At 64.6% G+C, this 26,758-nt stretch carries 27 protein-coding genes; 11 read left to right on the top strand and 16 right to left on the bottom strand.

From position 1 onward, the window contains the following. Nucleotides 1-39: 39 nt before the first annotated feature. The gene (locus R5H32_RS07420; RefSeq protein WP_318338054.1) at nt 40-588 is read right to left on the bottom strand and encodes a nucleotide exchange factor GrpE; all 549 of its coding nucleotides are present in this window, start codon (nt 586-588) and stop codon (nt 40-42) included. A gap of 4 nt (nt 589-592) precedes the next feature. Next, nucleotides 593-1,660 carry a heat-inducible transcriptional repressor HrcA gene (gene hrcA, locus R5H32_RS07415; RefSeq protein WP_318338053.1) on the bottom strand — a complete coding sequence of 356 codons (1,068 nt, stop codon included), beginning with the start codon at nt 1,658-1,660 and terminating at the stop codon, nt 593-595. A gap of 117 nt (nt 1,661-1,777) precedes the next feature. On the opposite strand from hrcA, the gene rph reads away from it, so the two are divergent. The 5 genes from rph to R5H32_RS07390 are packed head-to-tail and all read left to right on the top strand — an operon-like array spanning nt 1,778 to nt 5,010. Beyond that, nucleotides 1,778-2,488 (top strand): ribonuclease PH, encoded by a 711-nt coding sequence (rph, locus tag R5H32_RS07410; protein ID WP_318338052.1) that lies wholly within the window; start codon nt 1,778-1,780, stop codon nt 2,486-2,488. Then, entirely contained in the window at nt 2,488-3,105 is a 618-nt protein-coding gene (gene rdgB, locus R5H32_RS07405) for an RdgB/HAM1 family non-canonical purine NTP pyrophosphatase (protein WP_318338051.1), read from the top strand. Before rph ends, rdgB begins: the two co-directional genes overlap by 1 nt. Beyond that, entirely contained in the window at nt 3,102-3,476 is a 375-nt protein-coding gene (locus tag R5H32_RS07400) for a RidA family protein (RefSeq protein ID WP_318338050.1), read from the top strand. Before rdgB ends, R5H32_RS07400 begins: the two co-directional genes overlap by 4 nt. Before the next feature lie 26 nt (nt 3,477-3,502). Then, nucleotides 3,503-4,657, top strand: a complete 1,155-nt coding sequence (gene hemW, locus R5H32_RS07395; protein WP_318338049.1) for a radical SAM family heme chaperone HemW — start codon at nt 3,503-3,505, stop codon at nt 4,655-4,657. Continuing rightward, nucleotides 4,657-5,010 carry a YbaN family protein gene (locus tag R5H32_RS07390; protein ID WP_412099003.1) on the top strand — a complete coding sequence of 118 codons (354 nt, stop codon included), beginning with the start codon at nt 4,657-4,659 and terminating at the stop codon, nt 5,008-5,010. Before hemW ends, R5H32_RS07390 begins: the two co-directional genes overlap by 1 nt. Here R5H32_RS07390 and R5H32_RS07385 read toward each other — a convergent pair. The 7 genes from R5H32_RS07385 to hemJ form a co-directional block, all read right to left on the bottom strand. Continuing rightward, the gene (locus tag R5H32_RS07385; protein WP_318338047.1) at nt 5,007-5,900 is read right to left on the bottom strand and encodes a ParB/RepB/Spo0J family partition protein; all 894 of its coding nucleotides are present in this window, start codon (nt 5,898-5,900) and stop codon (nt 5,007-5,009) included. The two genes, R5H32_RS07390 and R5H32_RS07385, sit on opposite strands and share 4 nt — an antisense overlap. A gap of 13 nt (nt 5,901-5,913) precedes the next feature. Further along, nucleotides 5,914-6,717, bottom strand: a complete 804-nt coding sequence (locus R5H32_RS07380; RefSeq protein WP_318338046.1) for an AAA family ATPase — start codon at nt 6,715-6,717, stop codon at nt 5,914-5,916. Then, entirely contained in the window at nt 6,710-7,327 is a 618-nt protein-coding gene (rsmG, locus tag R5H32_RS07375) for a 16S rRNA (guanine(527)-N(7))-methyltransferase RsmG (protein WP_318338045.1), read from the bottom strand. The genes R5H32_RS07380 and rsmG overlap by 8 nt, the downstream gene beginning before the upstream one ends. Nucleotides 7,328-7,329: 2 nt before the next feature. Continuing rightward, the gene (gene mnmG / locus R5H32_RS07370; protein WP_318338044.1) at nt 7,330-9,195 is read right to left on the bottom strand and encodes a tRNA uridine-5-carboxymethylaminomethyl(34) synthesis enzyme MnmG; all 1,866 of its coding nucleotides are present in this window, start codon (nt 9,193-9,195) and stop codon (nt 7,330-7,332) included. A gap of 12 nt (nt 9,196-9,207) precedes the next feature. Next, nucleotides 9,208-10,497 carry a tRNA uridine-5-carboxymethylaminomethyl(34) synthesis GTPase MnmE gene (mnmE, locus tag R5H32_RS07365; protein ID WP_318338043.1) on the bottom strand — a complete coding sequence of 430 codons (1,290 nt, stop codon included), beginning with the start codon at nt 10,495-10,497 and terminating at the stop codon, nt 9,208-9,210. A 30-nt stretch (nt 10,498-10,527) separates the two neighbouring features. Then, nucleotides 10,528-11,799, bottom strand: coding sequence for a transcription termination factor Rho (gene rho / locus R5H32_RS07360; RefSeq protein WP_318338245.1), 1,272 nt, complete (start codon nt 11,797-11,799; stop codon nt 10,528-10,530). A 128-nt stretch (nt 11,800-11,927) separates the two neighbouring features. Further along, entirely contained in the window at nt 11,928-12,377 is a 450-nt protein-coding gene (hemJ, locus tag R5H32_RS07355; protein WP_318338042.1) for a protoporphyrinogen oxidase HemJ, read from the bottom strand. Nucleotides 12,378-12,808: 431 nt separating this feature from the next. Here hemJ and R5H32_RS07350 point away from each other — a divergent pair, with 431 nt between their 5' ends. From R5H32_RS07350 to dnaQ, 4 genes are read left to right on the top strand one after another with little or no spacing between them, the layout of a single operon-like run. After that, complete coding sequence (locus R5H32_RS07350) at nt 12,809-13,420, top strand: Maf family protein (RefSeq protein WP_318338041.1); 612 nt, start codon at nt 12,809-12,811, stop codon at nt 13,418-13,420. Next, a complete protein-coding gene (locus tag R5H32_RS07345; RefSeq protein ID WP_318338040.1) occupies nt 13,417-14,256 on the top strand; it encodes a shikimate dehydrogenase in 840 nt (279 codons plus the stop codon). The genes R5H32_RS07350 and R5H32_RS07345 overlap by 4 nt, the downstream gene beginning before the upstream one ends. Further along, nucleotides 14,253-14,849 carry a dephospho-CoA kinase gene (gene coaE, locus R5H32_RS07340; RefSeq protein ID WP_318338039.1) on the top strand — a complete coding sequence of 199 codons (597 nt, stop codon included), beginning with the start codon at nt 14,253-14,255 and terminating at the stop codon, nt 14,847-14,849. Before R5H32_RS07345 ends, coaE begins: the two co-directional genes overlap by 4 nt. Beyond that, nucleotides 14,842-15,534, top strand: a complete 693-nt coding sequence (gene dnaQ / locus R5H32_RS07335) for a DNA polymerase III subunit epsilon (RefSeq protein WP_318338038.1) — start codon at nt 14,842-14,844, stop codon at nt 15,532-15,534. The genes coaE and dnaQ overlap by 8 nt, the downstream gene beginning before the upstream one ends. Here the strand turns inward: dnaQ and R5H32_RS07330 are convergent. From R5H32_RS07330 to xylF, 6 genes are all read right to left on the bottom strand, one after another. Then, nucleotides 15,531-16,202: a sugar transferase gene (locus tag R5H32_RS07330; protein WP_318338037.1), complete on the bottom strand. Its 672-nt coding sequence runs from the start codon at nt 16,200-16,202 to the stop codon at nt 15,531-15,533. The genes dnaQ and R5H32_RS07330 overlap by 4 nt on opposite strands. 267 nt (nt 16,203-16,469) lie before the next feature. Further along, entirely contained in the window at nt 16,470-17,774 is a 1,305-nt protein-coding gene (xylA, locus tag R5H32_RS07325; RefSeq protein ID WP_318338036.1) for a xylose isomerase, read from the bottom strand. Next, nucleotides 17,771-19,207, bottom strand: a complete 1,437-nt coding sequence (xylB, locus tag R5H32_RS07320; protein ID WP_318338035.1) for a xylulokinase — start codon at nt 19,205-19,207, stop codon at nt 17,771-17,773. The genes xylA and xylB overlap by 4 nt, the downstream gene beginning before the upstream one ends. Then, on the bottom strand, nt 19,207-19,968 hold the full coding sequence (locus R5H32_RS07315) for an ATP-binding cassette domain-containing protein (protein ID WP_318338034.1): 762 nt from the start codon (nt 19,966-19,968) through the stop codon (nt 19,207-19,209). The genes xylB and R5H32_RS07315 overlap by 1 nt, the downstream gene beginning before the upstream one ends. Continuing rightward, the gene (locus R5H32_RS07310) at nt 19,965-21,317 is read right to left on the bottom strand and encodes a sugar ABC transporter permease (RefSeq protein ID WP_318338033.1); all 1,353 of its coding nucleotides are present in this window, start codon (nt 21,315-21,317) and stop codon (nt 19,965-19,967) included. Before R5H32_RS07310 ends, R5H32_RS07315 begins: the two co-directional genes overlap by 4 nt. A 76-nt stretch (nt 21,318-21,393) precedes the next feature. Then, on the bottom strand, nt 21,394-22,413 hold the full coding sequence (gene xylF / locus R5H32_RS07305; RefSeq protein ID WP_318338032.1) for a D-xylose ABC transporter substrate-binding protein: 1,020 nt from the start codon (nt 22,411-22,413) through the stop codon (nt 21,394-21,396). Between the two features lie 207 nt (nt 22,414-22,620). Here xylF and R5H32_RS07300 point away from each other — a divergent pair, with 207 nt between their 5' ends. Next, complete coding sequence (locus tag R5H32_RS07300) at nt 22,621-23,904, top strand: ROK family transcriptional regulator (protein ID WP_318338031.1); 1,284 nt, start codon at nt 22,621-22,623, stop codon at nt 23,902-23,904. Continuing rightward, on the top strand, nt 23,901-25,421 hold the full coding sequence (locus R5H32_RS07295; RefSeq protein ID WP_318338030.1) for a CRTAC1 family protein: 1,521 nt from the start codon (nt 23,901-23,903) through the stop codon (nt 25,419-25,421). Before R5H32_RS07300 ends, R5H32_RS07295 begins: the two co-directional genes overlap by 4 nt. Here the strand turns inward: R5H32_RS07295 and R5H32_RS07290 are convergent. Then, nucleotides 25,418-26,728 carry a cytochrome-c peroxidase gene (locus tag R5H32_RS07290; RefSeq protein ID WP_318338029.1) on the bottom strand — a complete coding sequence of 437 codons (1,311 nt, stop codon included), beginning with the start codon at nt 26,726-26,728 and terminating at the stop codon, nt 25,418-25,420. The two genes, R5H32_RS07295 and R5H32_RS07290, sit on opposite strands and share 4 nt — an antisense overlap. Nucleotides 26,729-26,758 lie beyond the last annotated feature (30 nt).

The raw sequence follows: 26,758 nt of genomic DNA, 5'->3' as shown, positions 1-26,758 counted from the left end.
GGGGGGGGGTTGTCCCCCCCCCCCCTGCGACGCCGGACGTCAGGACTTCGGCGTCGAGGACACGCCGACCTGCGCGGGCCGCAGCAAACGCTCATGGAGCATGAATCCCTCGGTCATCACCTGGATGATGTCCCCCGCCTTGGTGCCGGGCACAGGTGCTTCAAACATCGCCTGGTGAAGCTGCGGATCGAAGGTCTCGCCGACTGCCGGTACGACCGGCTGCACACCATGCTTTCCAAGGACGCTGATCAGTTCGCGCATGGTCAGCTCGACGCCTTCGATCAGACCCTTGGCGGCAGCGCGGCTTTCCTCGCTGGCCGCATCGAGCGCGCGCTTGAGATTGTCATAGACCGGCAGGAGGTCGCGGGCGAGCCTTGAGCCGCCGTATTGCTCGGCCTCGCGGCGGTCGCGCTCGCCGCGCTTGCGGATGTTCTCGGCGTCCGCGAGCGCGCGCATGAACCGGTCGCGCATCTCGTCACGCTCGGCGCGGAGCGCCTCAAGCTCTCCTGCCATCACGTCGGTCTCGAATCCCTCGTCGCCGATCAGCGCCTGGTCTTCGGCAATCTCGTCTTTCTTCATGTCACTCATGGTCTTATCCCTTGCGCTCCCCGGACAAGAGCCGTCCGACGAGTTGCGCCGTGTAATCGACGATCGGAACGATACGGCCATAGTTGAGCCGCGTCGGCCCGATCACGCCGATGGCACCGATGATCTTTCGGTCAGCGTTCATATAGGAAGAGACCACAAGAGAGGAACCCGAAAGTGAGAACAACTTGTTCTCCGAGCCGATAAAAATGCGCACCCCCTCGCCCGTTTCGGCCAGTTCGAGGAATTCGGCGATGTCGCGCTTGCGTTCGAGATCGTCGAAGAGCGTTCGAATCCGGTCGAGATCGGTCTCGTCGGCCTGGTCCAGCAGATGGGCGCGGCCGCGCACGATCAGGCGCTCCTGGGACTCGCCAGGATTCTCCCACACGGCGAGGCCACTTTCCACGAGCGCGTGCGCTGCGGCGTCGAGCTCCTGGCGGCGTCGGGCAATCTCGGTCCGCATATGGACACGAAGTTCGGAAAGTGTCCGGCCCTCGGCCAGCACGTTGAGGAAGTTGGCCGCCTCGCGCATCGAGGACGGCGTCTGGCCGGGTGGCGGGGTGAAGACGCGGTTCTCGACCTGGCCATCGGCAAAGACCAGCACAACCAGCGCGCGGTCAGGGCCGAGGTTCACGAACTCGATATGGCGGATCGGCGCCTCGTGCTTCGGCGTGAGCACGAGGCTCGCGCCATGTGTGATGCCGGACAGAGCCTGGCCGACGCGGTCGAGAAGCGAGGCGACCCCCGGTTCCTTGCCGCCCGTCGTGGCATCGATCGCCTCGCGGTCCTGGAGCGAGAGCGTCGAGACTTCCATCAACCCGTCGACGAACATCCTGAGTCCGAGCTGGGTCGGGATCCGACCGGCCGATGTATGGGGGCTGTCGAGAAGTCCGAGATGCTCGAGATCCTGCATCACGTTGCGGATCGTCGCGGCCGAGACCTTCTCGCTCATGGCGCGGGTCAGCGTGCGCGAGCCGACCGGATCACCGCTGTCGAGATAGCCCTCGACCACGCGCCGGAACACCTCCCGCGAGCGGTCGTTCATCTCGGCCAGGATCTTCGCTCGGTCACTCATCGCCTTCCCCATATGGGTGCGGGACAGTTAAAGAGCCAAGGCCCCAACCGTCAATCGGGGTTGCATCGGCTGCCAAGCGGCCTGTATCTGGCCGAAAGAGAGAGGAAAGGACGATCCATGCGACCCTCTGGCCGGAAACTCGACGAGATGCGGACGATCTCGATCGAAACGGGCGTCACCAAACACGCCGAGGGATCCTGTCTGATCCGCTGTGGCGACACTCATGTTCTGTGCACCGCGACGATCGAGGACAAGGCGCCCTCGTTCCTGAAGGGCACCGGGCTCGGTTGGGTGACGGCGGAGTACGGGATGCTGCCGCGCGCCACCAACACCCGCAACCGCCGAGAGGCCGCCGCCGGCAAGCAGTCTGGAAGAACACAAGAAATTCAAAGGCTTATAGGTCGCGCCCTGCGGGCTGGCGTGGACCGTGTCGCGCTTGGCGAGCGCCAGATCGTTGTGGATTGCGACGTGATTCAGGCGGATGGCGGAACCCGCTGCGCGGCGATCACCGGCGGTTGGGTCGCGCTCAGGCTGGCGGTCAACAAACTGCTCAAGGCCGGTGTCGTGACCTCCGATCCGATCGTCGATCACGTCGCCGCGGTCTCTTGTGGCATCTATGCCGGCCAGCCGATCGCCGATCTAGATTACGCCGAGGACAGCGAGGCGGGAACCGACGGCAATTTCATCCTCACCGGTCGCGGGCGGCTCATTGAGGTGCAGATGTCGGCCGAGGGCGCGACCTTCTCGCGCGACGAGATGGGCAGGCTCCTCGATCTCGCTGAAGCCGGGATTGTGCGGCTGGTCGAGGCGCAGAAGGCGGCGATCTGATGCGGAAATTCTCGGGCAAGCAGCTTTTGGTGGCGACCCACAACAAGGGCAAGCTGGCCGAGATCGCAGCCCTTCTGGCACCCTACGGTATCGCCTGCGTCAGTGGCGGCGAGATGGGGCTGCCGGAGCCCGAGGAGACCGAGACGACCTTCGTCGGCAATGCCCGCATCAAGGCCCATGCCGCCGCGAAGGCGGCTGGGCTCCCCGCGCTCTCCGATGACAGCGGCATCGAGGTCGACGGACTTGGCGGCGCGCCTGGAGTCTATACCGCCGATTGGGCGATGACGCCCTCGGGGCGGGATTTCGTGAAGGCCATGACCCGGACCTGGCACGAACTGGAGCGTGTGAGCGCCCCCTACCCCCGCACTGCGCGGTTTAGGGCCACGATGGTGTTGGCCTGGCCGGACGGGCACGACGAGGTTTTCGAGGGCAAGGTCGAGGGTCAGGTCGTCTGGCCGATGCGCGGAGCCGAGGGACATGGCTACGACCCTATGTTCCAGCCCGACGGCTATGAATTGACCTTCGCGGAGATGGATCCGGCGGAAAAGAACCGGATCAGCCACCGTGCCGATGCGTTCTTGAAACTGGTGGCCTGTTTCGAGGAACGCGACGCATGAAGCGGATATCGACCGGATCGCCCTTCGAGGCAACCATGGGCTACAGCCGCGCGGTAGTGAAGGGTGGCTGGTGTTTCGTCTCGGGTGTGACCGGCTATGATTACGCGACGATGACGATGCCGGAGCCGATCGCAGACCAGGCGCGGAACTGCTTCTCGACGATCCGGAGTGTCCTGGATGAGGCCGGATTCACACTCGAGGACGTGGTGCGGGTGCAGTATACGGTCACCGATGCGTCGCTGGTCGAGGAAGTGGTGCCGGCGCTCGGCGAGGCGTTGGGCGGGATCCGCCCGGCGGCGACCATGGTGATCGCGGGCCTGATCCGGCCGGAGATGAAGCTCGAGATCGAGGTCACCGCCTTCAAGGGTTGAAAGCGGCTCCGGCTGGAGAGGCGTGGATGGAAGACTGGCGGCACGGTGGATTCGGGCTTTATCTGCACTGGCCGTTCTGCGCCTCGAAATGCCCCTATTGCGATTTCAATTCCCACGTCGCGGCCGAAATCGACCAGGAGCGGTGGAAACGGGCCTATCTGTGGGAAATCGAACGGGTCGGACGTGAGACCGAAGGCCGCATTCTCAACACGGTCTTCTTCGGTGGCGGCACGCCGTCGCTGATGGCGCCGGATCTGGTGGCGGCTATTCTCGACAAGGTGCACGCGACCTGGAGGATGGCGAACGATCTGGAGGTGACGCTCGAGGCCAATCCCGGAAGCGTCGAGGCCGGGCGGTTCCGCGGCTACGCCGAGGCCGGGGTCAACCGGATTTCGATGGGCCTTCAGGCATTGAACGACACCGATCTGAAGAGGCTCGGGAGACTGCATTCCGTTGCGGAGGCGCGCGCGGCGTTCGATGTGGCGCGCGAAGCGTTCGCGCGGGTGAGCTTCGATCTGATCTATGCGCGGCAGGACCAGGAACTGCGCGCCTGGGAGGCCGAGCTTGGCGAAGCAGTGGCGATGGCCGTGGACCACCTTTCACTTTATCAGCTGACGATCGAGGATGGGACCGCATTCGGTGCTCGCCACGCGGCCGGCGGACTGAAGGGCTTGCCGGAAGACGATCTATCAGCCGATATGTATATGATAACACAGGATATTCTTGGCCGCTCCGGAATGCCTGCCTATGAGGTATCGAACCACGCCCGAGATGGCGCGGAGAGCCGGCATAACCTGATCTACTGGCGTTATGGCGATTATGCCGGAATCGGACCTGGCGCGCATGGCCGACTGACACTTGATGGTCAGCGGTTTGCGACGGAGACGCCGCTCGCACCGTCCCAATGGCTGCGGCAGGTCGAAGTTGCGGGGCATGGAGAGGCCACCCGGGAGCAAGTTTTGGCCGCCGATCAGGCAGGAGAGTACCTGATGATGGCGCTGAGGCTGGCGGAAGGCATGGATGCTGAGCGGTTCGCGCGTCTGGGCGGAACCGGGCTGGATGAAGGAGCCCTCGTGCGGCTTGAAGAGATCGGGATGTTGCGTCGCGATGGCGCGCGGGTTGCCGCGACGGCGGCCGGGCGAGCGGTTCTTAACGCTGTGATCCGGGAGCTGATGCCATGATCCGTCCGGTCTGGGCGCTCGCAGGCGGTGTGGCACTTGCGCTCGGAGTGGCCGGGGCGGTTTTGCCGCTCTTGCCGACGGTCCCCTTCCTGCTCCTGGCAGCTTACTGCTTCGCGAGGGGATCGGCACGGATGCATGGCTGGCTCGTGACGCATCATCAGTTCGGACCGCCAATTCGGGACTGGCAAGAACGTGGTGCGGTCTCGCGGCGCGTGAAGTGGATTGCGAGCGGGTCGATTGCGGTCGCGATGTGTCTCGCTGCGGCCGTCGGCCTGCCCGCAAAACTGCTGGCCGCGCAGGCGGTGGTGCTCTGTGCAGTCTTGCTGTTTCTCTGGACGCGGCCTGAAGCCTAGCGGGTCGAGCTCAGGATCTGGCAGAGTTCGTCGAGTTCGTCGAGCGTTCTGTAGGTGATCATCAGGTTGCCGCCGTCTTGGCCTCTGTGGTCGATCACCACCTTCATTTTCAGATTGGCGGAAAGATCCTGCTCGAGAACGCGAGTGTCCGCGTCCTTCTCGTGGCGCGCAGCCTGTCGCGGTGCCGCCGTTTTGGCCGGGGCCTTGGCCAGCCGCTCGGTCTCGCGCACCGAAAGGCCCTTCGCCATGACCTGCCTGGCCAGCGCGACGGGATCTTCCGTGGTCACCAGCGCACGGGCATGACCCGCTGTGAGCTGGCCTTCGCGCAACCAGACTTGGACCTCGTCCGGCAGGGTCAGCAGACGCAGAAGATTGGCAATGTGACTGCGGCTCTTCGAAAGCCCCTCGGCAAGCTTCTCCTGAGTGTGACCGAACCGGTCCATAAGCTGGCGGTAACCCATCGCCTCCTCGACCGGGTTCAGGTCGGCGCGCTGGATGTTTTCGATGATCGCAACCTCGAGAACCTCGGTATCGGTGAAGTCTCGGATAACCACGGGAACGTCGTGCAGCTGCGCCATCTGCGCGGCACGCCACCGCCGCTCTCCCGCGACGATCTCGTAACTATTTGATTTTCTAGGATTTTGTCGGACAATAAGCGGCTGAATGATGCCCTTGGCGCGGATTGATGCCGCAAGCTCCTCGAGCTGCTCGCGCGGAAAATCCCGGCGGGGCTGGTCGGGATTTGGCTCGAGCTTCTCGACCGGCAAGCGGGCGTCAGAGCGTCGCGGGCGATCCGGCAGTGAATCCTCGCCCGGGTCAAGATTGACGTCCGCCATAAGGGCCGAAAGCCCGCGCCCGAGGCCGCGCCGCTCGCTCTTTCTGTCCGACATGGTCTGCCCTTTCCTAGTTCTTCCGGTGCCGCGACAACATTTCCTGCGCAAGTGCACGATAGGCAAGGCTGCCCTTCGACATCGTGTCGTAAGCGAGAACAGGCACCGCGTAAGACGGCGCTTCGCTCAGACGGACATTGCGTGGTACCACCGTCTCATAGACCAGCGCACCGAGATTATCTCGCGCGTCAGCCTCTACCTGTTGTGATAGATTGTTCCGGCTATCATACATCGTGAGGACAACACCCTCGATCCGCAGATCCGCATTGGCAGTTTGCCGAACCTGTCGGATTGACAACATCAACTGGGACAGCCCTTCAAGCGCGTAGAACTCCGCCTGCAGCGGGACCAGGACCGAATGCGCGGCGACCATGGCGTTGACGGTCAGCAGGCTGAGGGATGGTGGGCAATCGATCAGGATGTAATCGAAGCCGAAGATGTCGATCGCGGGCTGACGGAGGGCATCGTGCAGGAGAAAACTACGCTTTTCATTCGCGACAAGCTCGATGTCGGCCGACGAGAGGTCCGTCGTCGCTGGACAGATCCAAAGTCCTTCGACCTTCGTGGGACGAATCACGTCCATGAGCGAGGCATCCTCGATCAACAGGTCGTAGGAGGTCTTTTCCCGCTGCGCAGGCTCAACGCCGAGGCCGGTCGACGCGTTACCCTGGGGGTCGATGTCCACGAGAAGCACGCTCAAACCCTCTTCGGCGAGCGCCGCCGAAAGGTTGATCGCGGTCGTGGTTTTGCCCACCCCGCCCTTCTGGTTTGCGACGGCGATGATTCGCGGGCCCGGCGGACGAGTCGGATCAGACACGCGTGATACCTCCGATGGTCAGGATGACGGCGTCGGGATCCGTCCTGCTCGGTGTCTTTTGATAGGAAAACTTCCAATCTTCAAGCGCTTGATCGATCTCAACCTGATGATTCGCTCCTTTGGGAAAGAGCGCGACACCGCCCGACGCAAGGTGTCGTTCAGAGAAGGACAAGAGTGATGCCAATGGCGCAAGCGCACGAGCCGAAAGGATCTCAGCATTAAGCGGGCCTAGCGACTCGATCCGCTCCGCCCGGATCTTGGTCTTAAGGCCGAGCTCACTGCTCACGGTCGCAAGGAACGCGGCTTTGCGCTGATCGCTTTCGACCAGTGTCAGCCTTAGGTGCGGACGTTCGTCCGCCGCCAGAATCGCGGCCACGAGTCCCGGGAAGCCGCCGCCGCTTCCAAGATCGGCCCAGATCTGGGCGTCGGCCGGCGCCAAGTCGAAGATCTGCGCCGAATCAGCGAGATGCCGGCGCCCGACATCGTCAATCGTCGAGCGCGCGACAAGATTGATCGCCGGATTCCATTTCCGAAGGAGGTGGACATAGTGATAAAAACGTTCAGATGTTTCACGTGAAACATTCCGCCCGAGATCGAAGGATTCGCTCACGCCTACCCCGCCGCGCTCTGTTTCTCGGCGCGACGCAGCGCGGCCAGGATGAGCGTGAGGGCCGCCGGCGTCATCCCATCAACGCGACCGGCCTGTCCGAGTGTAAGGGGCTGCGCCCGCATCAACTTCTCGCGCAACTCATGCGACAGGCCCCGAAGCGCGGGATAATCGAAATCTCTCGGGATTTCATGGTGTTCGTCGCGCTGCATTGCCGCAACATCTGACTTCTGCCGGTCAATATATTTCGCGTAAAGCGCATCACGTGTGAGCTGCTCCTTGGTGTCGTCGTCAATATCCGCCAACGACGGTTCGATTCGCTCGATCACCGCGAAATCCACATCAGGGAAGGATAACAAGGTGAACGCTGACCGCCGCTGACCGTCCTGGCTGATGCTGATCCCCTTCTCGGCAGCCTCTCGCGGCGTGATCTGGACCGACTCCAGCGCCGACCGGCCCGCGTCGAGGCGCTCCATCTTTTCCAAAAAGCGTTCGCGCCGGTTTTCTCCCACGCAACCAAGATCGATACCAAATCCTGTGAGCCGCTGGTCCGCATTGTCGGCACGAAGGGACAGCCTAAATTCGGCCCGCGACGTGAACATGCGGTAAGGCTCCGTCACACCGCGCGTCACCAGATCGTCGATCATGACGCCGATGTAGCTTTTCGTGCGGCTGAATGTCACCGCCGGCCGGTCCAGCGCGGTAAGGCCGGCGTTGAGGCCAGCGACGAGACCTTGCGCGGCGGCCTCCTCATATCCTGTGGTTCCGTTGATTTGTCCCGCGAGATATAGTCCAGGAGCTTGCTTGACTGCCAAGGTCGACGTCAACGCGCGCGGGTCTACGTAGTCATACTCGATCGCATAACCCGGCTGCATGATCTCTACAGCCTCGAGTCCGGCAATCGAGCGCACATAAGATTCCTGAACATCCACCGGTAGCGATGTCGAAATACCGTTGGGATAGACGGTCGGATCATCCAGCCCTTCCGGCTCCAGAAAAACCTGGTGAGACGTCTTGTCCGCAAAACGAACAACCTTGTCCTCGATCGATGGGCAATAGCGCGGGCCCACGCCTTCAATATGTCCGCCATACATGGCCGAGCGCGCCAGGTTGTCACGAATCAACGCGTGGGTTCGTTCATTTGTATGGGTGATCGCACAACTGATCTGACGCGCGAATGGACGCCGGTTCATGAAAGAAAAAAGAACCGGCTCGGCATCGCCGTCCTGACGCTCCAGACCATCCCAGTTGATCGTGCGGCCATCGAGCCGCGGCGGCGTTCCGGTCTTAAGCCGGCCCACGGGCAGCCCCAAGCCCTCGATCCGCTCTGCCAAACGGAGCGAGGGCTTATCGCCAATTCGGCCTCCCGCCTGTCGCTGATCGCCAATATGGATCATTCCGCGAAGGAACGTACCCGAGGTCAAGACAACGGCGCGGGCCGCAATGACTTCACCACCGGCCAGAACCACACCGGCAACCCTATGATTATCCGTACGAAAATCGACGACCTCGCCCTCGATCGCCGCCAGACCCGGCCGCGCTTCCGTCTCCTCGAGCATGGCCTCCCGATAGAGCTTGCGGTCGGCCTGGGCGCGCGGCCCCTGCACCGCCGGCCCCTTTCGTCTGTTAAGAAGCCGGAACTGGATGCCCGCGATATCCGCCACCCGCCCCATAACGCCATCCAGAGCATCGATCTCGCGCACGAGATGGCCCTTGCCGAGCCCGCCGATGGCCGGATTACATGACATGACACCAATTGCGTCACGTCGCAGCGTCACGAGCGCCGTCGAGGCGCCGAGTCGCGCTGCCGCATGTGCCGCCTCGACCCCGGCGTGCCCGCCACCGACCACCACGACGTCAAAATGTTTCACGTGAAACACTCCTCATTTGCCGATGCAGAAGCTCGAGAAAATCTCGTCCAACAGATCTTCGACATCGACACGACCGACCAGTGAATCGAGCGCCCTTACCGCCTGCCTGAGATTCTCGGCGGCAAGCTCCGCTCGATCCGGACCGTTCCTTACCTCATCGCGCGCCGATTCCATAGCCCCCACCGCACGTGCGATCGCCAGTCGATGCCGCTCGCGCGTGATCAGCCCTGCAGATCCGGCGCGCTTGCCAAGTCTCTCCGAAATCACCTTGATCAGTTCCGACAACCCCTGCCCGGTCTTGCCCGAAACACGCAATTGCGTCCCGGCTCCTAATTCGAGGTCAGCCTTCGCCTCAACGACGATATCCTCCGGGCCGGGCTCAATCATCGGCACGGACTCACCTTCCACCAGAAAGACCCGAAGGTCCGCAAGTCGCGCACGAGCCAAGGCACGCTCAACACCGATACCTTCCACATGATCGTCGGTCTCGCGCAGCCCGGCGGTATCGAGCAAGGTCACCGCCAGCCCGTCGAGATCCATTCGCACCTCGATCACGTCCCGCGTCGTCCCCGCAACTTCCGAGGTGATCGCCGCCTCACGCCCAGCCATCGCGTTCAACAGCGTCGATTTTCCGGCATTCGGGCGGCCAACGATCGCTACCTCGAACCCTTCCCGGATCCGCTCAGCCGCACCGAAACCCTTCATCTCGCGCCGAAGGTCTTCCAATGCCCCATCAATCAGCGCCAGTACCTCGGGCGTCACATCGACCGGCACGTCCTCGTCCGCGAAGTCGATCGTCGCCTCCAAAAGTGCTGCGGCCCGCACCAGATCTCTTCGCCAACCCTCGGCGCGAGTCCCGACTGCTCCGGACAGCACACGTAGCGCCTGTTTGCGCTGCGCCTCCGTCTCAGCCTCGATCAAGTCCGCGAGCCCCTCGACCTGCGCAAGGTCGAGCCGACCGTTCTCGAGCGCCCGCCGCGTGAACTCACCCGCTTCCGCGGGACGAAGGCCCGGTCGCTCAGACAACGCCTTCAGCACCGCCGCGACAGTCGCGGTCGCGCCATGTACCTGGAGCTCTGCCGTTTCTTCTCCGGTGAAACTCGCCCCCGCCGAGAAGGTCATGACCATCGCCTCATCGATTACCTCTCCGTCGAGCCTCAGCTTACGAAGACCGGCCTGACGCGGGGACGGCAACCTCCCGGCGAGAAATCTGACCGCGGACCAGGCGTCCGGACCCGAGATCCGGATGACCGCAATACCCGCCTTACCCCGCGCCGAAGCCAGGGCGTAGATCGTGTCCATGGTCATAACCTATTGTTTTACTTAAACAAATCAGGCGTTCATCGAGTCGAAGAACTCCGAGTTCGTCTTTGTCTGCTTGAGCTTGGAAATCAGGAACTCGATCGCATCCGTCGTGCCCATCGGGTTGAGGATACGGCGCAGAACATAGGTCTTCTGAAGATCGTTCTTGTCGACCAGAAGATCCTCCTTCCGGGTTCCGGACTTGAGAATATCCATCGCCGGGTAGACCCGCTTGTCTGCAACCTTGCGGTCGAGCACGATCTCCGAGTTGCCGGTACCCTTGAATTCTTCGAAGATAACCTCGTCCATCCGGCTCCCGGTATCGATCAGCGCGGTCGCGATGATCGTGAGCGAGCCGCCCTCCTCGATGTTCCGCGCGGCGCCGAAGAACCGCTTCGGACGCTGCAGCGCATTCGCGTCCACACCGCCGGTCAGCACCTTGCCCGACGACGGCACAACGGTGTTGAATGCCCGCCCAAGACGGGTGATCGAGTCGAGCAGGATCACCACGTCGCGCTTGTGTTCGACAAGCCGCTTCGCCTTCTCGATCACCATGTCGCTCACCGCGACATGGCGCGTCGCCGGCTCGTCGAAGGTCGAGGAGATCACCTCGCCCTTCACGCTGCGCTGCATGTCGGTCACTTCTTCCGGACGTTCGTCGATCAGAAGCACGATGAGATAGCATTCCGGGTGGTTGGTCTCGATCGAATGCGCGATGTTCTGAAGCAGAACGGTCTTGCCGGTCCGCGGCGGTGCCACGATCAGCGCGCGCTGCCCCTTCCCGATCGGCGCCACGAGGTCGATGATCCGCGCGGACCGATCCTTGATCGTCGGATCCTCGATTTCCATCTTGAGCCGTTCATCCGGATAGAGCGGCGTCAGGTTGTCGAACGCGACCTTGTGGCGCGCCTTTTCCGGGTTCTCGAAATTGATCGACGTGACCTTGGTCAGCGCGAAATAGCGCTCGTTCTCGCCCGGCGCACGGATTACTCCCTCGACGGTGTCACCGGTCCGAAGCGAGTACTGGCGCAGCATGTCCGGGCTGACATAGATGTCGTCCGGACCCGGCAGATAGTTCGCCTCGGGCGAACGCAGGAAGCCGAAACCGTCCTGCAGCACTTCCAGGACGCCATCTCCGCCGATCTCCCAGCCTTCCTCGGCGTGCTCCTTCAGGATCGAGAACATCATCTCGCCCTTGCGCATCGTCGAGGCATTTTCGACCTCAAGTTCCTCCGCCATAGCTAGCAGATCAGCCGGGCTTTTTGCCTTCAGCTCGGCAAGGTTCAATCGCTCTTGGGTCATTGGGAAACCGATCGTGTCAGGCACGGCCATCGGGGCGGTGCGAAGAGTCATCAGGGGAAATGCCATTCGCCGGACGGCGAGGCTTGGCCGATCCTTACACGCGCATAGGCCCCGGAGTCAATCGCCACTCAGAATCGGACGATGACCGAGATAACGATGATGACCAAAAGCACCGTCGGAACTTCATTCATCAGCCGGTAGCGCCGACCGGTCCGGGTGTTTCGACTGGCCGCGAAATCCTTGCGCCGGTAACCCAGCCAGTGGTGGAACCAGGTCATCGCGATCACCGCTCCAGCCTTTGCCCAGGGCCACATCGCGCTCCAGTCGACAATTCCCGGCGTGAACACAAGGCACAGCCCGAACACCCAGGTCGCGGTCATCGCCGGGTTCATGATCAGCCTCAGAAGCTTGCGCTCCATTACCTGAAACAGGCGGTCGGTTTCGCTCCCGGTTTCAACGGATTCGACATGATAGACGAAGAGCCTTGGCAGATAGAACAACCCCGCCATCCAGGCGATCACAGAGATCACGTGCAACGCCTTGGTCCATGGATAGACCGACACCAGAAGGTCCGTCACAGGTTCGCTCCCTCAAATCCGCTCGCGTTTCTTCCTAAACAATGAATATAGAAAGAAAAGAGATGTAGTAGATCTAGGGCCTGTGGATGACGGGGATTACACTCCGAATACATCGAACTTCCACAACCCGATAACCCTGAGGAAATAGCGGTGCATAACTCGTGCATCATCAAGAGTTTGAAGTTTATTATCATTTAATTTCAAAATATTAGACTGAACTGCACGCGCACCGACCTGGGGATAACTTTTTTCGGCCGAAGCGCCTCAGCGGAGAGGTTTTCCCCAGACTGGGGTAAGCGCGGCACACAGGTGGATAATCCGTCTTTGCGCTTGACAGAACCGCGCGGATTACGCGAGCAACGGCCGGAACCCGGTTTATCCCCGGTTTGATCCCTGCCCTGCGTCTCGTCTTGTCCACAGAACGATCCCCAATGCCCGAAACCGGCCGCCCGAAAATCGTCCTCGCCTCCGGCTCGAAGATCCGTGCCGGATTGCTTGCCGCCGCTGGTCTCGCACCGGACATCCGCCCCGCCCGTATCGACGAGGACGCGATCCGCGCTGCGCTCGAGGCCGACGGCGCTGGCGGCCGGGATCTCGCCGACGCACTGGCCGAGATGAAGGCGCGCAAGATCTCCGAGAAGGATCCGGCGGCCCTGGTGATCGGCTGCGACCAGATCCTCGACTGCGAAGGACAGGTTTTCGCCAAGCCCTGCGATATCGACGAAGCGCGCCGCCACCTCCGCGCGCTCGCGGGGCGGACCCACCGCCTTTATTCCGCGGCTGTCGTCTGCCAGGCCGGCCGTCCGCTCTGGCGCCATGTCGGTACCGTGCGCCTGACGATGCGCGACATCTCCGATACCTACCTCGACGCCTATCTTGCTCGGAACTGGGACAGCATTCGTCACAGCGTCGGATGCTACAAGCTCGAGGAGGAAGGAGTGCGGCTTTTTTCCCGCATAGAGGGCGACTATTTCACCGTTCTCGGTCTGCCGCTCATCGAACTCTTGACCTGGCTCGGCATTCGGGGCGACATCGCCACATGACCGATCATCCCCGAATTCCGCTCGCCGGCGTCATCGGTTCGCCGATCGCGCATTCGAGGTCGCCGCAGCTTCACGGCCACTGGCTGAAGACCTATGGCATTCGTGGCTTTTACATCCCGATGGATGTGGCGCAGTCCGATTTGCGCGAGGTGATCGCAATGCTGCCGAAGGCGGGTTTCGTCGGCGTCAACGTCACGATCCCGCACAAGGAAACGGTGCTCGCGCTCGCCGATGTCGTGACGGATCGTGCCGCGCTGATCGGCGCGGCGAACACGCTGATCTTCCGCAAGGACGGACGGATTCACGCAGACAATACTGACGGTTACGGCTTCATTGCCAATCTGAGACAGAATGCGCCGAACTGGGCGCCGCAATCGGGACCCGCCGCCGTTATCGGCGCGGGCGGTGCCGCCCGCGCGGTCATCGCCTCTCTGATCGAGGTCGGCGTGCCGGAGATCCGCCTCGCCAACCGCACCCGCGCAAGGGCCGAGGCGCTCAGGCAAGAGTTCGGCGCCAAGGTCATCGTCCATGACTGGGTCCATGCCGGCTCCATGATGGATGGCGCCGCCACCGTCGTGAACACCTCTTCGCTCGGAATGGTGGGCAAGCCCGACTTCCGCGTGCCGCTCGACGCACTTTCGAAATCCGCCGTGGTGACCGATCTTGTCTATACGCCACTGCGCACGCGGCTTCTCGAAGAGGCCGAGGCCATCGGCTGCGTGACAGTGGACGGACTCGGCATGCTTCTGCACCAGGCCGCGCCGGCGTTTGAGCGCTGGTTCGGCGCCCGTCCCGAAGTCGATCAGGCGACGAGGGACGTGGTTCTGGCCTCATGACGCGGCCCTTCCTGCTGGGTCTGACCGGGTCGATCGGCATGGGCAAGTCCACCACGGCCGCGATGTTCGCGGCCGAGGGCGTGCCGGTCTGGGACGCCGACGCCGCTGTGCACCGACTCTATGCGAAAGGCGGCGCGGCCGTGCCGGCGATCACCGCGATTTGCCCCGAAGCCGTCGTCGATGGCGTGGTCGACCGCACCCGGCTTAAGGCCTGGATCGCCACCGAACCTAACGCGCTTGCGCGGATCGAAGCCGCGGTGCACCCGCTCGTCGCCGCCGATCGCGCCGCCTTCATCGCCGCCGCCGGGAGTGCGAGGCTCGTCGTGCTCGATATTCCGCTCCTCTTCGAGACAGGCGCCGAGACCTGGCTCGACGCCACACTCGTCGTCACCGCACCGGCCGAGATCCAGCGCGCGCGCGTCCTCGCCCGGCCCGGAATGACCGAGGCCCAGCTTGCGACGATCCTCGCGCGACAGATGCCGGATGCTGAGAAACGCGCCCGCGCGACCCATGTCATCGAAACCCGCAGCCTTGATCAGACGCGTGCCGCCGTGCGAAACCTGATCGCAGAACTCCGGGAAAGCCATGCGTGAGATCGTACTCGACACCGAAACCACCGGCTTTGAGCCCGCCGAAGGCGACCGCATCGTCGAAATCGGCGCGGTAGAGCTTTTCAACCACGTCCCGACCGGGCGCAACTATCACCAGTACATCAATCCCGAACGCGCGATGCCGGCTACGGCCTTCGAGGTTCATGGCCTTGGCGACGACTTCCTGCGCGACAAGCCGCGCTTCGCCGAGATCGCCGGGGCGTTCCTGGATTTCGTCGGAACGGATTCGCGGCTCGTGATCCACAATGCCGCCTTCGACATGAAGTTTCTCAACGCCGAGCTTGGCTGGGCCAGCCTGCCGCTCCTGCCGATGGACCGCGCTCTCGACACGGTCGCGATGGCGCGGCGCAAGTTCCCCGGATCGCCCGCCTCGCTCGACGCGCTCTGCCGCCGCTTCGGCATCGACAACTCGTCGCGCGAAAAGCACGGCGCACTGCTCGACAGCGAGCTTCTGGCCGAGGTCTATCTGGAGCTGATCGGCGGGCGGCAGCCGGATTTCGGCCTGACGGCCGCGGCCGCCACGTCCGGCGTCGCTGCCGCCGGAACCTGGCGCCCGACCGCGCGACCCGCGCCGCTTGCGCCACGGCTTACCGCCGAAGAGGCCGAGGCGCATCGCGTCTTTGTCGAGGGGCTGGGCGCGACCGCGATCTGGAAGCGGTTCGGCTAGGCGCCCGTCGCGCGCAGCACGACACCCAGGGTCTGGACCAGCACCGCGAGATCGGTGCCGAGGCCGAGGGCATGACCATAGGCGGTATCGTAACCCGCGCGCTCCGCAAACGAACCGCGATTGCGGCAGCCGATCTGCCAAAAACCGGTGATCCCCGGCCGCATCCGGTAATAGGCCGCGTCCTGACGGCCATCGAGGTAGAGCGCCCGCTGCTCGGGCAGGAACGGCCGCGGGCCGACAAGGCTCATCGAGCCGGTGAGCACGTTCCACAGCTGCGGCAGTTCGTCGAGGCTGGTCCGGCGAAGCACTGCGCCGAGCCGGGTAATGCGGGGGTCTCGGGCCAGTTTCTGATTGCGGCCCCATTCCGCGGCAAGGTCGGGACTGGAGCGAAGGATCCGCGCCAGTTCGGCCTCGGCGTCCGGGATCATGGTCCGGACCTTCCAGCAGCGGAACGGCGCGCCATCGCGGCCGATCCGCGTCTGCGCATAAAGCGGACGTCCGCCGGACAAAGCCGTGAGGCACAGGGCCAGCGCAACGACCGGAAGCACGATCGGCAGCGCGAGTATCACCAGCACCACATCCAGCGCGCGCTTTCCGACGGCGGAATAAAAGTCCGGATTTCTTTTTGAGGGAGCTGCGCTCTGAAACTCGAAATACGGGGCGGCCATACTGGTAACTCCCTCGCGAACAGTTCCGGAGCCCATCGCCCGGACATGCCGCAAAACTAAGGGCTGAATTCTTACGGATTCGTTAAGCTTAATCGCGTGTGAACCACGCAATGCCGGCCCTGCCGGGAGCTACCGGAGCATGCTTTAAATTCGATATTTATTGTTTTTTATCAATAGTTTAAGACAACATCCCACCAAAGCCGCTGAAAGCGCCGGAGGGCATGCCTTCCGTCGGGGCCTTTAAGTGACCGAATGCCACCGCGCAGGTCAGACGAATCGGTTCCAGAGGTTTTCCAGCCGCTCCTGCCGTCCAGAGCGCGGTTTCGGGTCGATCCCCTCTCCAACGACCCGGTCCGAAATCTGCTCGAGCGTCGCGCCTTGCAGCATGGTCCGGTTCGCGGGGTCGTCCCAGCCGGCATAGCGGGCCGACCGCGCCGCTTCGAGTGCGCCATCCTCGAAAAGCGCCGCCGCCGCCTTGAAGGCGCGGGCGCAGACATCCATTGCGCCGACATGGGCGAGGATAAGGTCCTCCGGGTCGAGCGACTGGCGCCGCAGTTTCGCGTCGAAATTCGTGCCGCCGGTGGTGAATCCGCCCGCCCGCAAGATCTCGTAATAGGCGCGGGCCATTTCAGGAGCGGAGTCGGGGAACTGGTCGGTGTCCCAGCCCGACTGGTAATCGTTGCGGTTCATGTCGATCGAGCCGAAGAGGCCGAGCGAGGCGGCAAGCGCGATCTCGTGCTCGAAGGAATGTCCGGCCAGGACCGCGTGGCCCTGCTCGATGTTGACCTTGACCTCGCCCTCGAGCCCGAACCGCTTGAGGAAGCCGTAGACCGTCGCCACGTCGTAGTCGTACTGATGCTTTGATGGCTCCTGCGGTTTCGGCTCCACGAGGATCGTGCCCTTGAAACCGATCCTGTGCTTGTAGTCGACGACCATCTGCAGGAACCGGCCGGCCTGTTCGGCCTCGCGCGTCAGGTCGGTGTTCAGAAGCGTCTCGTAGCCCTCGCGCCCGCCCCAGAGGACATAGTTCTCACCACCGAGGCGGTGGGTTGCATCCATGCAGGACTTTACCGTCGCGGCAGCGAAGGCGAAAACCTCGGGGTCCGGGTTGGTCGCGGCGCCGGCCATGAATCGGCGATGCGAAAAGAGGTTCGCGGTTCCCCAGAGAAGTCGCGTGCCCTGGTCCGACATTTTTTGCCCAATGTAATCGACGATCTCGTCCAGATTGCGCAGGCTCTCGGCAAAGCTCGCGCCCTCGGGCCGAACGTCGGCATCGTGGAAGCAGAAGAACGGTACGCTGAGCAGGTCGAACATCTCGAAAGCCACATCCGCCTTGAGCTTCGCGTGGCCAATCGTGTCGCCGAACCAGGCCCGCTCGAAGGTCGCACCCCCGAAGGGATCGCCGCCGGGCCAGGCGAAGCTGTGCCACCAGGCGACCGCGAAGCGCAGCTGATCCTCGAGCCGCTTGCCGAAAACCACCGCGTCCGGATCGTAATGGCGATAGGCGAAGTCATTGGTGCTGTCGGGCCCCTCGAAGCGGATCTTCGGGATGCCATTGAAGAAATCGGTCATGTCAGCCCCCTGATTGCTGTTGCCGCGGCGCGGTAGCGGGCATGGCCCGCGTCGAAGGCGTCCATGAGCGTCGCGACGGGTTCGAAGGTCCGGGAAATGGCGGGCGGCGATGCGGCCTCGGCTCCGGCGCCGGTCACGGCCATGAGTGCGAGCCGCGCCGCCCCGAAGGCGGCGCCGTAGTCCCCCGCCGCGGGCCGGGCGATCGGCGTGCCAAGCGCCGTGGCCAGCGCCGAAAGCCAGTAGTCCGACTTCGCGCCGCCGCCGGTCGCGAGAAGCCGGTCGATCCTCGTTCCGGTTGCGGCCACCGCGTCGCGGCAGTCGCGGATCGCGAAGGTCACGCCTTCGAGTACCGCGCGTGTCGCGGCGTCGCGGTCGGTGGCGTGGTCGAGGCCGACGAAGGCGCCACGGATCGCGGCGTCGTTCAAGGGCGTGCGCTCGCCGCCGAGATAGGGCAGGAACCGCGTCTTGCCGGGCGCCTTCAGCGGGCCGAGCGCCTCGGCCAAAGCGGCCGGTTCGCTGCCGGCGAGCCGCGCGAACCAGTTCAAGGCATCGGTGGCGGCAAGGATCACCCCCATCTGGTGCCACTTGCCGGGAAGCGCGTGGCAGAAGGTATGGACCGCCGTCGCGGCGTCGGGCCGGTACCGGTCGTTCGCCGCGAAAAGCACGCCCGATGTGCCGAGCGACACGAAACCCAGCCCGGCCTTAACGACGCCGAGCCCGACCGCCGCCGCCGCATTGTCGCCCGCCCCCCCGGCGACAACCGCGCCGGGCCTCAGCCCGAACCGACCCGCGAGTTCGGGCCGGAGCCGGCCGGATGCCGCGGCGCCCTCGACCAGCCGCGGCATCGCGGTGCGGTCAAGCCCGGTCGCGGCCAGAAGCGCCTCCGACCAGTCGCGCGCCCCGGTGTCGAGCCAGCTCGTGCCCGATGCGTCGGACATTTCGGCGACACGCTCACCGGTCAGCCAGAGCCTGAGGTAGTCCTTGGGTAGGAGCACCCGCGCCACCTGCGCGAAAAGCGCCGGCTCGTTGCGGCGGAGCCAAAGAAGCTTGGGCGCGGTGAAGCCGGGAAAGACGATATTGCCGCTGATCCGCCGGAACGCCGGGTCGGCGTCAAGTTCGGCCGCCTCGCGATGAGCCCGCGTATCGTTCCAGAGGATGCAGGGTCTCAGCACATTGTCGGCCCGGTCGAGAAGCACCGCTCCGTGCATCTGCCCGGAGAGCCCGATCCCGTCGACAGCCGCGCGCGCCGCCTCGGGCAGCGCACGCAGCACCGCTTCGGCAGCGGCGATCCAGTCGGCGGGCGATTGCTCGGACCAGCCGTCGCGCGGTCGCGAAACCGTAAGCGGCGCCGTCGCTTCAGCCACTATGCGCTGGTCGGCGTCAATCAGAACGCCTTTCAGGCCCGACGTCCCGAGATCGAGCCCGAGGAACATCACGCGGCCTTTTCGGGCTTCTTGCCGAGGATGATCATGCCGAGGATGTCGTCGTCGGTGACCTCGTCCACGTTCACCGTGCCGACGAGCTGACCGTTCTTCATCACGCTTGCCCGGTCGCAGAGCTTCATCACGTTGTGGATGTCGTGCTCGATCAGGAAGATGCCGAGCCCCTGGCGCTTCAGTTCCTCGATCAGTTCGGCGACCATCTGCGTCTCGTGCGGGCCGAGTGCCGCCGTCGGCTCGTCCATGATCAGGATGCGGGCGTTGAAATAGACCGCGCGGGCGATCGCGACCGACTGGCGTTGACCACCAGACAGCGCCGAGACCGGCACATTGAACTTGCGGAAGTTCGGGTTGAGCCGGGCCATGATCTTGCGCGTCTCGGCCTCCATCCGCGCCTCGTCGACGAAGCCCATCGGCGTCACCAGTTCGCGTCCGAGGAAGAGGTTCGAGGCGGCGTCGAGATTGTCGGCGAGCGCGAGCGTCTGGTAGATCGTCTCGATGTTGTAGCCGCGGGCGTCGCGCGGATTCTGGATGGTGGCCTTCTGGCCGTTGATGAAGATCTCGCCCGAATCCGCCTGGTAGGCGCCGGAGAGGCATTTGATCAGCGTCGACTTGCCGGCACCGTTGTGGCCAAGGAGGCCGACGACCTCACCGGGATGGAGATCGACCGTGACGTGATCCACGGCCTTGATGCCGCCGAAGGCGATCGAGATGTCGCGCAGCTCGACAAGGGGGGTTCCGCGAGTTTCGCTCATTTCAGGGCTCCCGTGCGCTTGCGGTACTGGATGTCGATCCAGACGGCGATGACGAGGACAAGGCCGACGACGATGTTCTGGAACGGCGAGTCGACGCCCACCATCGCCATGCCCGATTGCAGCGACTGCATGATCAGCGCACCCAGAATGGCGCCGTAGATCGTGCCTATCCCGCCCGAAAGTGCGGTACCGCCGATCACCGCCGCGGCGATGACGCGCAGCTCGTCGAGCGTGCCGATGTCGTTGGTGTGGTTCTGCAGTCGGGCCTGCGCGACGATGGCCGAGAGCGCGCAGAGAAAGCCCATCAGCGCGAAGACCTTGACCGTCAGGAGTCGGGTGTTGATGCCCGAAAGCTCCGCCGCGTCGGGATTGCCGCCGGTTGCGAAGATGTAGCGCCCGAACCGGGTGCGGCGCGCGATCATGGTCATCGCGATGGCGAGCACGATCAGGATCAGGACTGAGATCGGCAGGCCGAAGACCTCGCTGTAGCCTTCCGGCATGGTCTCGCCACGGGCCGCGAAGATGCGGCGCAGACGGCCGGCCGGGACCTCGTAGGAATTCAGGATCGCGACGAAGCCGAAGATCGCGCCGGCATAGATCGCCGACATCATCACCTCGGCCCAGATCGGCTTGACGCGGAAGTCGTGCGCGAGCTTGGCCTTGCGGCCCTGGAACTGCGCCCAGATCGCGAGCGCCGCGGCGATGCCGGCGACGATCCAGGAGGCGGTCGCGCCGAGCGTGCCCTCGGAGCCGCCGAACAGCAGGAAGTTCTTGTCGAGCGGCCCGAGCGTCTGGCCGGAGGTCATGTACCAGCCGACATTGCGCCAGATGAGAAGGCCGCCGAGCGTCACGATGAAGGCCGGGATGCGCTGGTAGCCGATCAGCCAGCCATTGAAGGCGCCGACCAGCGTGCCTGTGGCGAGCCCCGCGACCATCGCCATCGGCGCCACCATCGGATGGCCGAAGCCGAGTCCCATCACCGTTGGCACCAGCCAGACCTGCATCAGCCCCATCACCGCCGAACAGAGCGCGAGAAGCGCGCCGACCGAAAGGTCGATGTGGCGGGTGACGATGACGAAGACCATGCCGGTTGCCATGATCGCGACCGAGACGGTCTGGATCGTCAGGTTGAAGATGTTGCGCGCCGACAGGAAGGCGCCGTCCGAGAGCCAGGCGACCGGGTTCGCCGTGAACTCTGGCTGCAGCCGGAACCCGGTCCAGCCCTGGAAGCCGAGGCAGATCACCACGAAGGCGCCGATCATGCCGAGAAGTCGTGTGTCGATCTCCAGCGTTTCGAGAAGGCTGCGCTGGCGAATCTCATGGGGGGCGTGCTTGGCCACGTCGGACATTTCCGTTCCTTCTGAAGATGGGCCCGAGGGGGCGGGCCCCGGCCCTCGGGCCGGAGCGCGCCTTCGCATCAAGCGATCAGTTGCAGGGCGCCGGGCCGGCGCTCACGCCCTGGCAAAGCGCGTCCTTGCTGATCCATCCGGCATCGACCACGACCGAAAGATTCTCCTGCGTCACCGGGATCGGCGCGAGGAAGACGGCATTCATCTCGTTGCCGCCAGGCGTGGTGAACTTAACCGCATTCGGGATCGCCTCCATCGCGGTGCCACCGGCGAGCGCGACGGCGATCTCGCCCGCCGCCTTGCCAAGTTCGCGCGCGTCTTTCCAGACAGACACGGTCTGGGTCCCGGCCGCGACCCGGTTCAGCGCCGCATGATCGCCGTCCTGGCCCGAGACCGGGATTCCGGCCATACCCTGCGCGGTCAGCGCCGACACGACGCCGCCCGCCGTGCCGTCGTTCGAGGCGACGACCGCATCGACTCCGTTCGAAGTCTCGGTGAGGATCTGCTCCATGTTCTTCTGGGCGTTCGCCGGCAGCCAGCCATCGGTATAGGCCTCGCCGACGATGGTGATGTCGCCGCTGTCGATCGCCGCCTGCAGCACTTCCTGCTGGCCGCCCCTGAGGAAGTCGGCATTGGGATCGGTGGGCGAGCCCTTGATCATCACGTAGCGGCCCTTCGGCATCTTATCGAAGACCGCGCGCGCCTGCATCCGGCCGACCTCTATATTGTCGAAGGTCAGGTAGAAGGCGCGCGGATCCTCGATCAGCCGATCATATGCGACGACCGGGATGCCCTCGTCTGCGGCGGCCTGAACCGCGGGCACCACGGCCTGGGTGTCCTGGCCGAGGATGATCAGCGCGTCGACCCCTTGGGCGATCAGCGCCTCGATATCCGAAAGCTGCTTGGCCGAGGACGATTGCGCGTCGGCCGAGACGTAGGTGGCGCCGGCCGCCTCGAGCGCGGCCTTCATCGCCGCCTCGTCGGTCTTCCAGCGCTCTTCCTGGAAGTTCGACCAGCTGACACCGACGGTCTGTGCCCAGCCGGATGTGGCAAAGCCGGCCGTCAGGACGACGGCCGCGAGAAAGGTTTTCGTCATTTTTTCCTCCCTTGGACGGGCCTCACGCCCGGATCGGCGGTTGCGCCGAACTTCCTCAAGGCTGCCGCTAATAAATTCGCTTGTCAAATTAAAACAACTCCGACAGGGTGAGTATGTGAAACAAAGCTGCCAATCCAGCCGCAAAATTGCCATGAATCTGGCCGAAGCTCCGCTGGTTTGGCTATTTTTAGTTAGGCGCACTAATTAATGACCGAAGGCGACACTCGGAACAGCCAGCGCATGGGGCCTGATTCGCTCGGCTGCGGCCCGCATATTCCGGCGCTGTCGGAATCCTCGCGGCCGCTGCGCCAGCAGATCTTCGAACGGGTGCGCGCCGCGGGCTCGATCCCCCGCGTGCAGGTCGCCAAGGAGCTGGCGATCAGCCCGGCGACGGTAACGACGCTCACTTCCGAGCTGATCGAAATGGGACTGGTCGAGGAGATCCAGGCCGCGCGGGACGGCGAATCCGGCCGCGGCCGTCCGGCGGTGGCGCTCGGTGTGCGGGCGGCGGCGCATCTCGTGGCGGGGATCAAGCTCGCGGACCGCGAAAGCACCGCCGTGATCGTCGACTTCGCCGGCAACCTCATCGCCGACCTCGCGATGCCGCGGCAGTCGCAAGTGATGGAATTACCCGTGCTCGTCGATACGATCGACGATCTGCTCTCGCGGATTTGCGCCAAAGCCGAGATCGCCCGTGATGCCCTGAGCGCGGTCGGCCTTGGCGTACCGGGCTTCGTCGACGCCGCAGACGGGGTGGCGCATTGGTCGCCGATCCTTGTCGCGCGGCATGTGCCGCTCGCCCGCGCGGTCGAGGCGCGGCTCGGCCTGCCGGTCCGGGTCGACAACGACGCCAATCTCGTGACTCTCGCCGAGCTCTGGTTCGGCGCCGGGCGGCGGCTGTCGGATTTCGCGGTGGTGACGATCGAGCATGGCGTCGGCATGGGCTTCGTGCTCAACCACCGGATCTATCGCGGTGCGCGCGGGCTCGGTATGGAGCTTGGCCATACAAAGGTGCAACTCGACGGCGCGCTCTGCCGCTGCGGCCAGCGCGGGTGCCTCGAGGCCTATGTCGCCGACTACGCGCTTGCACGCGAGGCGACGACCGCGCTGAACTGGACCAGCCGCGAGACGCAGTCGATCAACATGCTGCTCGAAAGCCTCTATGACCATGCCAAGGCGGGTAACGCTGCGGCCCGGTCGATCTTCCATCGCGCCGGGCGGTTTCTCGCGCTCGGGCTCGCCAATGTCGTCAACCTCTTCGATCCCGAGTTGATCATCCTGTCGGGCGAGCGGATGCGCTACGACTACCTCTATGCCAACGAGACGCTGGCCGAGATCCAGGCGCTGGCGCTCAACACCGGCCGTCCCGTCCCGAAGATCGAGATCCATGCCTGGGGCGATCTCCTCTGGGCGCATGGCGCGGCGGCGCTCGCGCTCTCGGCGGTCACCGAGGGGCTGCTCGCGCCGGGCCGCGAGATCGCTGCGCAATGAGGGCGCTGCTGCCCGCGCTGATGATCGCCTTTCCGGCAGTCGCAGAGCCTCTTTTCGTCGACCGGGCTTCGGGCCTGCCCGCTCCGCATGTCTATGATGGTGGCTGGGAACATTTCGTCGGCGGCGGGGTCGCGGTCTTCGATTGCAACGCAGACGCACGGCCCGATCTCTTCGCCGCAGGCGGGGAAAACTCGGTCAGCCTCTTCATCAACACCACGCCTGGCCCCGGTCAACCGATCACCTTCTCCAAGGGCGCGCTGACGGACATGACCGGAGTGACCGGCGCCTATCCGCTCGATATCGACGGCGACGGCTGGCTCGACCTCGCCGTGCTGCGGGTCGGGCCCGACCAGCTTCTGCGCGGCGCGCCGGATTGCCGCTTTACCGATGTGACCGCCGACTGGGGCCTTGCGCCGCGCGATGCCTGGACCACCGCGTTCTCCGCGACCTGGGAGCCGGGGCAGGATCTGCCGACCCTCGCCTTCGGCCATTATGTGGACCGGGCCAATCCCGAGGGGCCGTTCGGGGCCTGCGATACATCCGACCTCTACCGGCCTGAAGGCCGTCACTACGGCCCGCCCGAGGTGATCGCTCCCGGCTTTTGCGCGCTGTCGATGCTGATCAGCGACTGGCGGCGGATCGGTGTGCCCGAACTGAGGATCTCCAACGACCGCCACTATTATGTGCGCGGCGGCTACGAGCAGATGTTCCGGCTGAACCCTTTGTCCGAACGGCAGGAGGATTGGCCGAAGGTCTCGCTCTGGGGCATGGGGATCGCCAGCGGCGACGTGACTGGCGACGGGCTGCCGGAAGTGATGCTGACCTCGATGGGCGATCAGCTCCTGCAGATCAACACCGGCAAGGGGTTCACCGACGCGCCCTATGAGATCGGCACCTATGCCCATGTCCCGTTTCTCGGCGACGACGGCAGGCCCTCGACCGGCTGGCATGCCGAGTTCGGCGATATCGACAACGACGGGCGCGCGGATCTCTTCATCGCCAAGGGTAATGTCGACCAGATGCCGTCGAATGCGATCAACGATCCGAACAACCTCCTGATGCAGGGGCCGGACGGACAATTCACCGAAGCTGCGGAGGCGGCGGGGATCGCCACGACAGACCGCTCGCGCGGCGCGGCTCTTGCCGATCTCGATGGCGACGGCCGGCTCGACATCGTCGTCGTCAACCGCCGCGCGCCGATGGAGATCTGGCAGAACGTCACGGTAAACACCGGCCATTGGGCCGGAATAGAGCCTGTTCTTGCCCAAAACACCCGGGCGGTCGGTGCGTGGCTGGAGGTCCGGACCGGTGACGGGGTACAGGCGCGCGAGGTGACGGTCGGCGGCGGTCACGCCGGTGGACAGGCCGGGCCGGTGCATTTCGGGCTCGGCGACGCGACCACTGCGGAGCTTCGCATCTTCTGGCCAAACGGGACCCGGTCGGAGTGGACTTCGATCCCTCTCGACCGGGTCACCCGGGTCGCGCCCGACGGACCCGGGCTTAAGCTCGACCCTTAACGCTCCACCGGCAAACCGCTTGGAACCGTCTCCGGCACGCCAAGCCGGCCTCTGATCGCGGCGGGGTCACCGAGGGTGTCGAGAAAGGCGAGGATCGCAGCGAACTCGTCGGACGAAATCGGCCGACCCGGCGTTGCCGCCGCCTCGATCGCCGCCACCTCGCCCGGCGCGTCGAGCACGGCCCAGTCGGGCTTCGTGCCGTCGAGAGCGGGCAGGACCGCCTGCCTGCGGTCGTAGTCACCGAGCCCCTTGGCGGGACCGGCGTGATGGGCGAGGAAGGCCGCAAGGTCCGACCACGCCCCGGCATGACCCCAGGGTCCGGTCGCGGTGACGTTGCGCAGGGACGGCGTGCGGAACGCATAGGCGTCTTCGGAACGGTTCGTCACCCGCATCCGGCCGGTATCGCGGGAATGGCGCTCGAACCGTTCGGCCTTGCCCGGGCCGAGTTGCGGCTCGCCCATCGCGTGAAAGCCATGGTCGGTCTGGAACGGGCCGGCATGGCAGCCCGAGCATCCGGCGTCACCGTAGAACAGGGCCATGCCCTCAGCCGCATCATCGGGCAGCGGGGCCCCGCCGCGCAGCATCTCGTCAAACGCGGACCCATCGGACCGCCATTCGACGGCGATGAAGCCCGCGATGGCATTGGAGATATCGGTGAAGGCGATCTCCCGTCCCGCGGCGATTTCCGGATAGGCGGCGGCGAACATCTCGCCGTAGGCGGGAATCGCGGCGACGCGCTTCGAAAGGATGTCCCAGGCGCCGCCCGGACCGGTGATCAGGCCCTCGCGCACGGCGGTCGAGACGTCGTTTTCCTGGTAGTGCCCCGCCATCTCGTCGGCCGATAGAACCGGGAACATCGTCTGAGCAGAAAGCACCGAGGCGAAACCCGCCACCATCTCCTCTTCCAGCGGCGTCCTGAATCCCGACGGACGCGTCGGATCGGCCTCGATCCGACCGTCGTGAAACAGCACCGTGAACTCGCGCGCGCCGAGGTTGAAGAGGGCGGGTGCATTCCGAGGGATCCGCTGCTCCGGCAGGTTCGAAGGGTCGGCGCGGCGGTCGGGGCCTAGTCCGGTCCCGCCCTCGCCGAGGCCGAGCGAGAGCCCGTCGGAAGTCGCGAAGCGGGGATGATGGCAGGTCGCGCAGGAGATGTTTCGGTTGCCAGACAGGATCGGGTCATAAAAGAGAAGCTGGCCGAGCCGGGATTCCGCTTCCGGCACGGACACGAAGTCGGCATCGGTCACCGGCGCCGGCACCTCTGCACGGGCGGCCGTCGCTACGAGGGCGAGCACTATGGCAAGGCGCATGACGAATCCTCCCTGCGCCAGTGATACCGG

The organism is Defluviimonas sp. D31 (genome assembly GCF_033436765.1).
Classification (GTDB): domain Bacteria; phylum Pseudomonadota; class Alphaproteobacteria; order Rhodobacterales; family Rhodobacteraceae; genus Albidovulum.
The sequence above is the reverse complement of the archived record's forward strand: the minus strand, read 5'-3'. Positions and strand labels throughout refer to the sequence as shown.